We start from the raw sequence: 12,273 nt of genomic DNA, 5'->3' as shown, positions 1-12,273 counted from the left end.
ATGCTCGCGTTCATCATCCGCACTTCGATACAGAACAGGGCAATGGTGCTGGTCATCGTGGCACTGCTCTGCGGCATCGGTGTCTGGAATTTCACCCGGCTACCTATCGACGCGGTTCCGGATATCACCAATATCCAGGTGGTAATCAATACCGAGGCCCCGGGCTTCACGCCGCTGGAGGTTGAGCAGCGGGTCACCTACCCGGTGGAGAGCGCGATGGCCGGGCTGCCCAGGCTCGCCTATACCCGCTCACTGTCCCGTTACGGCCTGTCGCAGGTCACCATTATCTTCCAGGACAACACGGATATTTACTTTGCCCGCCAGTTGGTAAACGAGCGGCTAGCTGCCGCACGCAGCAATTTGCCCGATGGTCTGGAGCCGGAACTGGGCCCGATCTCCACCGGACTCGGGGAAATTTTCATGTTTACCGTGGATGCGGAGCCCGGTTCCGTGAAACAGGACGGAAGCCCCATTACCACCACGGATCTGCGCACTGTCCACGACTGGATCATCCGCCCACAATTGCTGCGGGTGCCCGGGGTGATCGAAGTCAATCCCATTGGCGGCTACAAACGCGAAATCCTTGTGTCCATAGAACCGGACAGATTGCTGGCCCTCGGACTCACACCGGAGGACCTGATCAGGTCGGTGCAATCCAATAACGAAAACCGCGGTATTGGATTCATCGAATACAACGGCGTGCAGTGGATGATGCGCGTACCCGGTCAGGTCGAGACACTGGATGCCATCACTGATTTTCTGGTTGCTGAAGTAGGCGGTGTACCGGTACGCCTAGGGGACGTCGCGCACGTTGGGGAAGGGCGGGAAATGCGCACCGGTGCCGCCACCCAGAACGGGCGCGAAGTGGTCATGAGTACGGTGTTTATGCTGATCGGGGAAAACAGCCGCACCGTAGCGCACGCTGTAGGTGAAAAGCTGGAGGCGATCAAGCCGAGTTTGCCGCCGGGAATCACCGTCACTGCGGTTTACGATCGAACGGGCCTGGTGGACAAAACACTGAATACGGTGCGCACCAATTTGCTGGAAGGGGCGACGCTGGTCATCGTCATCCTGTTCTTGTTATTGGGTAACGTGCGCGCCGCAATTTTGACGGCACTGGTCATTCCGATCGCCATGCTGATGACGGTTACCGGTATGGTGCAGTCCGGCGTCAGTGCCAACCTGATGAGTCTCGGCGCGCTGGATTTTGGGCTGCTGGTGGATGGGGCGATTATCATCGTGGAAAACTGCCTGCGCCGGCTGGGTGAGGCATCGGAAGGTGGCAGCCAAACCGGATTGAAACAGCGGCTGGAAATCGTCTTCCTGGCTACGCGGGAGGTAGTTCGCCCGGCGATGTTCGGTGTGTTTATCATCACGGCGGTATATCTGCCGATATTTGCCCTGTCAGGCGTTGAGGGCAAAATGTTTCACCCGATGGCGACCACCGTGGTGATGGCTCTGCTTTCCGCGATGCTGCTATCCATTACCTTTGTGCCCGCCTGTATCGCGCTGCTCTTTCGCAAGCCTGTGGTGGAAAAGAATCATCTGGTACTGGACCGGATGCGCAGGCTATACCGTCCGATACTGGAATTCGCCATCCGCCAGAGGCTGTTCGTGGTTGCCGGGGCAGGGTTGCTGGTAGTGCTGTTTGGTGTTGCCGCCACCAGGCTTGGCAGTGAATTTGTGCCCAATCTGGATGAAGGGGATATCGCGATGCATGCGCTGCGTATTCCAGGCACATCGCTCGAACAGGCCGTTGCATTGCAGGAATCGCTGGAGTCCCGCATCAAGGATCTGCCGGAGGTGGAACGCGTTTTCGCCAAACTTGGCACCGCGGAAGTGGCAACGGACGCGGTTCCCCCCAGTGTGGCCGACAATTTCATCATCATGAAACCCCGTGAGCAGTGGCCGGACCCCCACAAACCCAAGGTGCAGCTGGTTGAGGAACTGGCGGCGCTGGTCGAACCGATTCCGGGTAACCGCTACGAATTCCTGCAGCCAATCCAGATGCGCTTCAATGAACTACTGGCCGGTGTGCGCTCGGAGCTGGCAATAAAGGTATTCGGCGATGACTTTGAGCAGCTGACAGCGCTCGGTACGTCCATAGAAAAGGCCATCGCCAACATCGATGGCATTGCCGATATTCATGTGGAGCAAATTACCGGCCTGCCCATGCTCACCGTGGTACCGGATCGCACAGCGCTGACCCAATACGGGCTTGATGTCGATCGGGTACAACAGCAGCTGGCCACGGCGATGAAAGGCGCGGTAGCGGGGCAGTTCTACGAGGGCGATCGCAGGGTCGATATCGTTGTGCGGTTGGCGGACCACCAGCGCAAAGACTTGCAAGGACTCGCGAGGTTACCCGTATATCGGGCCGACGGGAATTATGTGCCGCTCGACGAAGTCGCCGAACTCAAGTTGCTGCAAAGTATCAATCAGGTTTATCGCGAAAACGGCAAGCGCCGGCTGGTGGTCACGGCGAATGTGCGGGGGCGGGATCTCGGCAGTTTTGTGGGTGATGTTCAGAAAGCCGTGAGCAATGTGGATATACCCCCTGGCTACTGGCTGGAATATGGCGGGACGTATCAGTCTCTGCGCTCGGCCACACACCGTCTCGCCATGGTAGTACCGCTGACCCTGGCCTTGATCATGGGGCTGTTGTTACTTGCGCTGGGGTCATTGCGCGATGCGGTAGTGATTTTCAGTGGCATACCGCTGGCACTGACCGGTGGCATCTTGTCGCTGATGTTGCGGGATATTCCGTTTTCTATTTCGGCCGCGGTCGGCTTTATTGCACTGTCCGGTATCGCCATCCTCAATGGGCTGGTGATGGTGGCTTTCTTCCGCGATCTCCGCTGGCACGGATACGATCTGGACCAGGCGATTATTGAAGGTGCCCAGATTCGCTTGCGCCCGGTACTCACGACCGCGCTGGTGGCATCCCTGGGTTTCGTGCCCATGGCCCTCAATACCGGAATCGGTTCCGAGGTACAGCGGCCGCTGGCAACCGTGGTCGTAGGCGGGATAATTTCATCGACGCTGTTAACCCTGCTGGTGCTACCGGCACTCTATCGCCTGGCGCACAGCCGCAGTGCGAATGCTGCGGCTGCATGGCAGGAGCCTGTCACTCCATAATCGATTTTTCGTCCTTTGCGGTTGTTTTTCTCATGTGATCACTGCCGTGTCGATCCGGATACGGATTGCATGTTGTCGAGGTGCATACAGAATGTCATGTACTTGTGCATGGCACTGGTAGCCGCGATATCCTGATACATCGTTTGCTCGAATTCAGGATGCAGGGCGATGACCTCCACCATGCCGAGGTGGTAATCGTTTCCTGCGTGCAGGCGCAATGCGTCAAAGGCAATGGTTGCCATTTTGTGGGCCAGGTCATCTGCTGTGCCCTGGTCCACCAGCACATTTTTGAACGCACTGGTGAATTGTTTCCAGCACGTGGGTTCAATCGCAAACTGTTCAATCAACTGGTAGATTTTCTGTCCGATAGACATGTTCTGTTCCCCCCGTAAAATGAGCGGCGCATGCTAATCGAAGGGCGGCCGATACCGAAGAGAATCGACCGCCAGATAGTGCGAGTTTCGCGACAGTTTTACGGGTTCATATGGGAATGGCGGTAATCCCTTTACTGGACGATATTTAAGACGCTGTTGCGTCCGGATTTACTCAACATCGCGCCCCTTACCGCTTTGCGCGCGAATCCTATTTTCGGTCTGCACGTACACCGTGTCGGTCGTCGCCATGCTGGAATGCCCCAGATCTTCCGACAGGTCCTTGAGGGCGCGCCCGCGTTCCACCTCCATACTGGCACCGGTGTGACGCAGCCAGTGGGTTGAGGCTTCGCGCAGTTTGCGCGCATTGTCTTCACCCTCAGCCTGACGCATGTCGTCATAAGCGCGATCAAACACCTGTTGCACAATGCGGGTCAGCTGGCGTGCGGTCATGCCGCCCTGACCGCGGATTTTTTCCACGATAGGGTGGTTTTCACCGACCGCGGGTAGGGGACTCAACCCGCGGTAATGACGGTAACGCTTGAGATACGGAATAAAACTGGGAGGCACGGTGATATCCCTTAGTTTGCGCCCTTTTCCGAATACCTTGAGCCACCAGTTACTGTCGAAATCCTGCCAGAAATGGCTCATCACCGGGGTCCAGTTGGTGCGTTCCGACAGCTCGGAAATACGCAAAAACAGTGTTTTCAGTGCACAAATAACGAACAGGCTGCGCTCGTAAATTGGATCTTCATCCGCCATGCTGGCGGCCACATTGAACACATAGTGCCACTGGGCTTCGGTCAGGCGGCGAATTTCCTTGACCTGCGCGTCCTTGATGAAATGCCGGCAATCGGTCTTGGCGATCTGCGCAGGATTGCCGTACAGGTATTCCTCGTTCATCAGATACTTGTAGAACGCAATGATGCCGGTAAACGTGGCGGTCAGTGTCTGCTGTGACGGTCGATATTTTTTCCTGTCCGCTTCGGATTCCAGCGGCTGGCGATTTTTTGGCAACTTCAGGCGAAACGGCGCCCAGGCCGGGTTCTGTACAAAGCAGCCGTTGTTGAGCAGGAACTTTTCGTGGTTTGCCAGGCAAATCCAGTCCACCGGTGGTTGCCAGCAGAAATCCGCGTATTCGAGAATATCCGCCTTGCGCAAACGATCCATCGGCGTAGCCTTGACCAGGAACACCCACAGCAGAAAGCGCTCGGTTTCATTTCTAAAGCGGGTAAATGTGTGTTCGGATTTATTGCGGCCGATATAGCTCAGGAATTCCTGGCCCCAGAGCCAGTGCGGCATCCACCAGGATTCGCCGGATTGCAGAAATTGCTTGAGCTCGCGATGGTCGTTGAAAAAGGTCTGGTCCGGGTTAATCGGCTTGAAGCCTTTGAGTTCAGCGTAAGTTGGATACAGCGGAACGGGTTTCGGGATAGCCATATCTGAGCGCCTGAGCCTGGAAATTCACAAGAAAGCCATACTAGCCGCTCTTAATAGGTAATGTCGAACACTAAACAGTATTGGACATAGTGAGAGGTGGCAATACTGCCTCAACTCTCTGCCATAAGCTGCTTGCGCTGATTCTGCCCAGAACTCCGCAATGCCTGTTCTAGCGCCCCGGTAAGCCGCACATCCGTGTGCCGCTCGTTACCAGTCTTTAGCCCTCTTCTTTTTGCTTGAGTCCGCGGCGGATCAACAGAGCTTCGGTGGTTGGCTCCTGGCCACGGAATTTCACGAAGGACTCCATAGGTGCGCGGGAGTTACCCACTTCCAGGATATTCTTGCGATACCAATCACCGTTTTTCCGGTTCAAGCCGCCGCGTTCACCCAAATAGGCAAAGGCGTCGGCGGCCAGGATCTCGCTCCACATATAGGCGTAGTAACCGGCCGAGTAGCCGCCGCCCATGGAGTGTGCAAAAAAGGTCGACTTGTAGCGCGGCGGTACTGCCGCCAGGTCGACGCCGTGTTTTGCCAGTGCGTCGGCTTCAAACTTTTCTACATCCTGTTGCGGTGCATCGGCCGGCAGCGAGTGCCATTCCATGTCCAGCAGTGCAGCGGACATATACTCCAGGGTATCGAAGCCCATATTGAAGTTCTTGGCCTTCAGTACTTTTTCCAGCAGTTCGGCAGGAATGGCCTTACCTGTTTTGTAGTGGTAAGCGTAATTGGCCAGTACTTCCGGATTGCTCGCCCAGTCTTCCTGGAAGGTAGACGGAAACTCGACAAAGTCGCGGGATACGCTGGTACCGGCAAGACTCGGGTAACGGACGTTGGAGAACATTCCGTGCAGGCCATGTCCCAATTCGTGGAACATGGTTGTGACGTTGTCAAAGCTGACTAGGGTCGGCTCGCCTTCGGGGCCTTTGGGAATGTTCATTACATTCACCACAACCGGCTTCTGCTCAAGCAGGCCTGACTGACCCACAAAGGAACTCATCCAGGCGCCGCCACGCTTGCCTTCGCGCGCGAAGTAATCTGCATAGAAAATCGCGAGGCTCTTGCCGTCGTGATCAAACAGTTCGAAGGCCTGCACGTCCGGGTGGTAAACCGGCAGATCTGGACGCGGCTCAAAGCGAATGCCGAACAAACGGTTCATGGTGTAGAACAGGCCATCGTGCAGCACCCGATTGAACTCGAAATACTCACGCACTTCGCTTTCGTTCAGATCGTATTTTGCCTGGCGCACCTTTTCCGCGTAGTAAGCCCAGTCCCAGGCCTGCACGTCAAAATCACCACCTTCCTGCGCAACCATGGCCTGAATATCGGCCTGCTCTGCCTTGGTGTTGCTCACCACTGCCGGCACCATGGAGTTCAGCATGCTGAATACGTTTTCCGGCTTTTTCGCCATGGTGCTGGTCAACTGGTACTCGGCCCAGTTTTCGTAGCCCAGCAGATCGGCTTTTTGTGCACGGATCTGTGCCATACGCTTGACCAGAGGCCGGTTGTCGAGTTCGCCGGATGTGCCGCGGTAAGCAGAGGCTTCCCAGATGCGCTGGCGCAGTTCGCGGTTCTTCAAGGAAGTGAGCACGGGCTGGCGCGTGGTATTGGTGATGCTGATGAGATATTTGCCTTCGTGACCGGCGTCTGCTGCGGCTTCCGCAGCGGCTTTAATCTCGCTGTCAGAAAGACCTTCCAGCTCGCTCTTGTCTTCAACAACCACGGCAATGGCTTTACTGAGTTTCAGCAGGTTCTGGCTGAATTCCGTGGTGAGCTTTGAGTGCTCTTCGTTAAGTGCACGCAGAGTCACTTTTTGCTCTGCGTTGAGCTTGGCACCTGCCTTGACGAATTTATCGTAGTACTCTTCCAGCAGGCGCGTGGATTCAGCATCCATTTCATGGGTAACACGCTGCTTGTATAGCGCTTCCACCCGCGCAAACAGATCGGCATTTAGGTAAATACTGTCGGAGTGTGCCGCCAGCATTGGGGCCAGTTTACTTTGCAGTGCCCGGCGTTCTTCGTTGCTGTCACTACCGACGAGATTGAAAAAGATACGCGATACTCGCGTAAGCAGAGAGCCCGCCTGCTCCATGGCCACAATAGTGTTGTTGAAGCTGGCCGGTTCCGGGTTGTCGATAATCGCCTGGATTTCGCGCAGGTGCTCGCTCATTCCCTGCTCGAAGGCCGGCTCGAAGTGGCTGTCCTTTATTTGATTGAAATCCGGTGCCTGGTACTGCAGAGCGCTCGGCTGCAGCAAGGGATTATCTTGCGCTACCGGCGCGGTTACGTCGCCAGCTACCTGTGCGTTTTCTACTTCAGTTGCCATCACAGACTTCTTGGCGTCTGAATCAGGCGCCTCAGAACAGGCAGCAACAGCCAAAATGGCCACCGCAAGCAGGGATTTCCGCATTTCATTCTCCGGATTGTGTTATTTCGAGTGTTTTGCACAGTCTTGTGCAGACGGATATACCGTTTCCGTGTACTTGTTGCCGCCCTGAAGGCTGGCAACAGGTTGATCACCGTGCAGCTGTCCAATATATCATCTCGGTGGTGACTGGGAATTCAGCGCCACGTTGTTTATCTCTACAACGTATCCACTCATCCCGTTACTGAGTGTGTGCAATGGTATGTGTGCTGGAGGATGGCGATTCGCCGAGATCAGAGAGTTGCGGAGGCTAATGACCAATTTTCTGTATGGGCCCCCTGCTCCACTGTGTGTGACTAGCCCCCGCCGGTTAGATCAACGGTGCGCGCGGCCTCAATATTGACCAGCATCCCAATAAAAATGGGCGCCGAAGCGCCCAATTTAATCTGCCGAATCGAGAAGGTCAGAAGGAGAACTTGTAGCCTACTGACAGATTGAACATCCAGGGGTCGTAGATGTAGTCCCCGGAGTAGGACTCGATAACCGGTTCTACATCGACCGGTGGCGGAACATCGTCAAATATCCCTATGCGCATATCCGTTACCGAACGCGCGTAAATCGCTGCAACATTTACCAGCCAGGAGCTGTCGCGACCAAAATTGAAGTCGATGCCCGCCTGCCAGGTATAGCCCCAGGAGTAACCCATATCGAAGGTACCCCGCAAACCGAATTCAGCGAGGTCATCGCGTAACGAACCACGAAAGCGATTGGCACTGAAGTCGGTATAGCTGATACCACCACCAACATAGGGTTGAACCATGCAGGTATCATCCAGGGGGTAGAATTTCAGGCTCGCGGTGCTGACGTCTGCATCAAAACGCGCAATATCACCGGTTACATCACCAAATACGATGTCCTCGGTAATCAGAGGAAAATAGCCGTCAGCATTACCGCCGCTATGCGTGTCGCCATCGATATAACCGAGTTCAATACCGAAGTGTTCGATGGGTTTCCATTCAACGTTGATGTTCCAGCCCCAATTAGTATCTGGATCAACAGTGGTGCGGAACGAATCAAAGAACTGGAAGCTATCGTCGACAAAGCTAACCTGGTCCTGCCGTGGCGACATATAAGTCCCACCAACACGGACTATAAAGTCCTGTGGACCGGTTAAGCCAAGGAAGTCGGCGGATGCCGTGCTGGAAAATGCGAGGGCCAGGGGGGCCAGGATAGGTGAGAATTTAAGTAGCCGTTTCATCTAAGGTAACTCCTTGTATACCTGTGGAATAAAAAGTGTAATCCAGCCTTTTCACGTACATAGGAAATGCATCTAAATTTACGTGCCAAAATAGAACATTCGTGTGATTTAGACGCCTTTTTTGCTTTTCCATATATCAACTACAAATCCTGTAGCCGATTCGCTGCCTGGTTCATCAACATGGCTTCCTGTTCTTCCAGTGATTTCAGGTTGCCCATCAGTTCCCTTATAGATTCGGTATCTGCTCTGGCGTGGAGATAGCGATAGAGGTCGATAACCTGTTCGTGCTGATCGGTAATCACATCCATGATTTCTTCTGCATTCAGCTTCTGGAAAGGCGCATCGCAGTGCGCGCTGTGCAGAATTGGATGCTTCTCCATATAGTCATAGCACCATGTATTCAGTGCTTTCGTTTCCGCGCCAACCTCGAATTCGGAAACCAATCCCGAGAGTTTGTTCTCATGCTTTGCCAGATAATCGAGCAACAGCCTGGCGCGCTCGCTTTCGTTTTTTCCCGCGCATTCATGCAGGCAATCGGACAAGTTCCTGTGAAATTGTTCGGTCCACTCCAGCACATCTTTCAACGTCTCGACTTGCACGCTCCGCCTCCATAAACAATAGAAATTGGGCCAGTTCCCGTCGTGGCCTATATGGAATGGTAGCAAGGGCGATAGACAACACCTCTGCCCTGCCCCTCGGCAAACGGCCAATTGTCGCGTGGTTCGGCAACGGGGTTTGGTGGGCAATGATTAGGCGCCCGGGATGTCCTCTGAAATGAGACGAGTATCCTGGGTTGAGAGGATTGAAAAGGTAGTGTGGAGCGGTGGCGCGTGACTCCGGCAAATGCCGGAGCGCACTGTGGGTAATGCCAGATCAGGCGGTGGCTTCCATCGCCTTTTTGTACAGAGACTTCCGAGGCTGCGCAAATACACGGCGCAACATGGGGGCAAAGAATTCCAGTGGCAGAACTTCGCCTTCCGCATCAAACGCCGGTGCATCGTACTTTTCGATGAACTCCAGTGTCCGGGCGTAGTGCGGGTGATCCTTGAACTGGTCGCGCAGGTTGCGGTCCATGCCCAGGTACTCGAAGAAATAATAACCCTGGAAAATGGCGTGGTGCTTGATCATCCAGTGGTTCTCATCACTGACAAACGGCTCCAGCAGCACGGCGGCGACATCGGCATGGTTGTAGCTGCCAAGGGTGTCGCCAATATCGTGCAGCAACGCACATACCACATACTCCTCGTCCTTGCCGTCGCGATAGGCCAGGGTCGCGGTCTGCAGGCAGTGGGTCAGGCGATCAACCGGGAAACCGCCGTAGTCGCCGCTCAGCAGGTTCAAATGGGCCATGATGCGTTCGGGCAGCTCCTTGGCGAAGGGCCCGAAGGCTTCGGCAATAATGCTCCAGTCTTCCTGGGTGCCCTCTTCCATATGCTTGAATTGGGCTTGTTTTTCTAATGCGTGTTCCATCTATTTACCCTCAGTCGCGGTAGCCAGGATTGATACGGTCGAGTTTGCGCAGAAGGCCCGGCCACGCGAGCATGCCGCCCTTACTGCTGGTCACCTTGTTACCTTCACCCTGAATCTTGTCGATGATGGCCTGGGGCACCGGGGTCAACGGGCGGTTCCCCGCAAGCGCCGCAACCTGGATCTCACAGGCGCGCTGCAGGATATACATGGACAGGAAGGCATCCGCGATGGTCGGCGCGCAGGTCAGCAGGCCGTGGTTGCGCAGGATCATGTAATTGGCGGTGCCCAGGTCGCGCACAATGCGCGCCTTCTCGTCTTCCCGTACCGCAATGCCCTCGTAATCGTGGTAGGCGAGATCAGACAGGGGGAACAGTGACTGCTGGGAAATCGGCAGCAGGCCTTCACAGTGAGTAGACACCGCTACGCCTTCAGTGGTGTGGGTGTGCATCACGCACTGGGCATCTTCCCGCGCCTCGTGAATAGCGCTGTGAATGGTGAAGCCAGCAGGGTTCACCGGGAACGGGTTGTCTTCTACCTTTTCGCCATTCATATCAACTTTGACCAGGCTTGAGGCAGTAATTTCCTCGAACATGGTGCCAAATGGATTGATCAGGAAATGGTGCTCTGGGCCGGGAATGCGCACGGAAAGATGGGTGAAGATCAGTTCATCCCAGCCAAAGTGGGCAACCAGGCGATAGGCTGCGGCAAGGTCGACCCGCAGCTGCCATTCAGCGTCGCTTACCCTGCCCTTGGCGGATGAGATTGCTAGCGTTGGTGCGTGCATCGGTTTTCTCTCGTTATTCTCTGGTTGTTATTGCGTTGTTATCGGACGGTTACATTCTAGGAATGGAATGGCCCACAACACTGTCAATTTGTTGACGTTTTTTGTTTACACTGCACCGATGATTGACCCAATACCCATTTTTAAGGCCTGCCCCATACTCGGCGGCCTCCCGGAAGAGGCCTTTGCCGAGCTGGCGCCACTTGTCCGGATACGCCCCTACCGGGCGGATGAGCTGATCTACCTGCCCGGTTCCATGCAGAGCCAGTTGTCGATTGTCGCCGAAGGGCGGGTGCGTATTTGTTCCAGCAATGCCGCGGGGCGCGAGGCGACGCTCGCAATACTGGATGTAGGTGCCTGGTTTGGCGACACCGTTTTTTCCCCGGGGATGTCGCGGGTATTTGGAGCTACCGCGCATGACGACTGTGTGGTTGTGGATGTGCCCGGAACCGCCCTGAGGTCTCTGCTTGCCCGCAACCCGGAGGCCTACCCCGTGGCCCTCGATCTCGTGAACCGGCGACTGTGGGCTGCCATGTCGATTATCCAGGACGACGTACTGCGGGGTACTGAGGCGCGGATCGGGCGGCGGTTACTGTTCCTTGCCCAGATGCACAATCCGTCGGGTGTCGATAGCGGTGGGGCGAGTTTTCGCCTGACCCGGGAACTGCTGGCCAATATGATGGGTATGACCCGCCAGGGGGTCCATGCGGTGTTGAAAAAGATAGAAGCGCAGGGGTTGATTGAGTTCGCCTACGGACAAGTGACGATACCGGATATTTCCCGCTTGCAGTCTTATATCCAGGCGCTGGATTGAACCGCTGGATTGAACCAGAGGAGTGCCGCCTGGCGGGCTGACGCCCCGCGTGTCTCATTTATCGTCCTTTCGTCACTCGCCGAAACACGCGGCCGCACTGCCGTGACTATGGGGTAGCCCCCTCCTGCTCCGGTTGCCAGTCCGGATTGCGCACCTTTTCCTTGATCGCCATATGCGCGGCTTCCTGTTCGTGCAGCAACTTGCGGCGCAGGGCGGCCGCTTCGAATCGCTGTTTTTCAACCAGGGTCAGGGGTTCCAGGGGGCGCACTTTAGTGGGTTTGCCGCTTGGATCCAGTGCCACCATGGTGAAATAACAGCTGTTGGTGTGGCGTATCTCGCGGGTGTGTATGTTTTCGGTGATCACCTTGATACCCACTTCCAGCGAGGTATTGCCGGTGTAGTTGACGGACGCGAGGAAGGTCACCAGTTCACCCACATTGATGGATTGCCGGAAGATCACCCGGTCCACGGACAGCGTCACTACATAACATCCGGCGTAGCGGCTGGCGCAGGCATAGGCGACCTTGTCGAGATAGGAAAGCAGCTCACCACCGTGAACCTTGCCGGTGAAATTGGCCATATCCGGTGTCATCAGTACGCTCATGCTGAGCTGGTGATCGCGGGTGTTTTGCATGGTTA

At 55.6% G+C, this 12,273-nt stretch carries 10 protein-coding genes; 2 read left to right on the top strand and 8 right to left on the bottom strand.

Annotated features, from left to right (window positions below; all coding sequences use genetic code 11):
- The gene (locus R5R33_RS00420; protein ID WP_318954113.1) at positions 1-3,138 is read left to right on the top strand and encodes an efflux RND transporter permease subunit; all 3,138 of its coding nucleotides are present in this window, start codon (positions 1-3) and stop codon (positions 3,136-3,138) included.
- A gap of 38 nt (positions 3,139-3,176) precedes the next feature.
- On the opposite strand, the gene R5R33_RS00415 is transcribed toward R5R33_RS00420, so the two are convergent.
- The 7 genes from R5R33_RS00415 to R5R33_RS00385 all read right to left on the bottom strand — a co-directional run bounded on the left by R5R33_RS00415 (position 3,177) and on the right by R5R33_RS00385 (position 10,823).
- Positions 3,177-3,512 carry a hypothetical protein gene (locus tag R5R33_RS00415; RefSeq protein ID WP_318954112.1) on the bottom strand — a complete coding sequence of 112 codons (336 nt, stop codon included), beginning with the start codon at positions 3,510-3,512 and terminating at the stop codon, positions 3,177-3,179.
- Between the two features lie 168 nt (positions 3,513-3,680).
- On the bottom strand, positions 3,681-4,949 hold the full coding sequence (locus R5R33_RS00410) for a tyrosine-type recombinase/integrase (protein WP_318954111.1): 1,269 nt from the start codon (positions 4,947-4,949) through the stop codon (positions 3,681-3,683).
- A 217-nt stretch (positions 4,950-5,166) separates the two neighbouring features.
- Positions 5,167-7,272, bottom strand: a complete 2,106-nt coding sequence (locus tag R5R33_RS00405; RefSeq protein WP_318954110.1) for a M3 family metallopeptidase — start codon at positions 7,270-7,272, stop codon at positions 5,167-5,169.
- Positions 7,273-7,774: 502 nt separating this feature from the next.
- The gene (locus R5R33_RS00400; RefSeq protein ID WP_318954109.1) at positions 7,775-8,569 is read right to left on the bottom strand and encodes an OmpW/AlkL family protein; all 795 of its coding nucleotides are present in this window, start codon (positions 8,567-8,569) and stop codon (positions 7,775-7,777) included.
- Between the two features lie 140 nt (positions 8,570-8,709).
- Complete coding sequence (locus tag R5R33_RS00395) at positions 8,710-9,168, bottom strand: ATPase (protein ID WP_318954108.1); 459 nt, start codon at positions 9,166-9,168, stop codon at positions 8,710-8,712.
- Positions 9,169-9,442: 274 nt separating this feature from the next.
- On the bottom strand, positions 9,443-10,039 hold the full coding sequence (locus R5R33_RS00390) for an HD domain-containing protein (RefSeq protein ID WP_318954107.1): 597 nt from the start codon (positions 10,037-10,039) through the stop codon (positions 9,443-9,445).
- A gap of 10 nt (positions 10,040-10,049) precedes the next feature.
- The gene (locus tag R5R33_RS00385; protein ID WP_318954106.1) at positions 10,050-10,823 is read right to left on the bottom strand and encodes a class II aldolase/adducin family protein; all 774 of its coding nucleotides are present in this window, start codon (positions 10,821-10,823) and stop codon (positions 10,050-10,052) included.
- A gap of 67 nt (positions 10,824-10,890) precedes the next feature.
- Between R5R33_RS00385 and R5R33_RS00380 the strand changes: the two genes are divergently transcribed.
- The gene (locus R5R33_RS00380; RefSeq protein WP_318954105.1) at positions 10,891-11,634 is read left to right on the top strand and encodes a Crp/Fnr family transcriptional regulator; all 744 of its coding nucleotides are present in this window, start codon (positions 10,891-10,893) and stop codon (positions 11,632-11,634) included.
- A gap of 106 nt (positions 11,635-11,740) precedes the next feature.
- On the opposite strand, the gene R5R33_RS00375 is transcribed toward R5R33_RS00380, so the two are convergent.
- On the bottom strand, positions 11,741-12,268 hold the full coding sequence (locus R5R33_RS00375) for an acyl-CoA thioesterase (protein WP_318954104.1): 528 nt from the start codon (positions 12,266-12,268) through the stop codon (positions 11,741-11,743).
- Positions 12,269-12,273: the final 5 nt, after the last annotated feature.

This window comes from Microbulbifer pacificus, from assembly GCF_033723955.1.
GTDB lineage: Bacteria > Pseudomonadota > Gammaproteobacteria > Pseudomonadales > Cellvibrionaceae > Microbulbifer > Microbulbifer pacificus.
Note: the sequence above shows the minus strand (reverse complement) of the source record. Positions and strands in the feature narration are given on the sequence as shown.

Bases quoted from the DNA above. Each gene is read 5' to 3' on its own strand.
- R5R33_RS00390 (WP_318954107.1), bottom strand. From the start codon at position 10,039: ATGGAACACGCATTAGAAAAACAAGCCCAATTCAAGCATATGGAAGAG.
- R5R33_RS00375 (WP_318954104.1), bottom strand. From the start codon at position 12,268: ATGCAAAACACCCGCGATCACCAGCTCAGCATGAGCGTACTGATGACA.
- R5R33_RS00415 (WP_318954112.1), bottom strand. From the start codon at position 3,512: ATGTCTATCGGACAGAAAATCTACCAGTTGATTGAACAGTTTGCGATT.
- R5R33_RS00385 (WP_318954106.1), bottom strand. From the start codon at position 10,823: ATGCACGCACCAACGCTAGCAATCTCATCCGCCAAGGGCAGGGTAAGC.
- R5R33_RS00410 (WP_318954111.1), bottom strand. From the start codon at position 4,949: ATGGCTATCCCGAAACCCGTTCCGCTGTATCCAACTTACGCTGAACTC.
- R5R33_RS00400 (WP_318954109.1), bottom strand. From the start codon at position 8,569: ATGAAACGGCTACTTAAATTCTCACCTATCCTGGCCCCCCTGGCCCTC.
- R5R33_RS00380 (WP_318954105.1), top strand. From the start codon at position 10,891: ATGGCCCACAACACTGTCAATTTGTTGACGTTTTTTGTTTACACTGCA.
- R5R33_RS00405 (WP_318954110.1), bottom strand. From the start codon at position 7,272: ATGGCAACTGAAGTAGAAAACGCACAGGTAGCTGGCGACGTAACCGCG.
- R5R33_RS00420 (WP_318954113.1), top strand. From the start codon at position 1: ATGCTCGCGTTCATCATCCGCACTTCGATACAGAACAGGGCAATGGTG.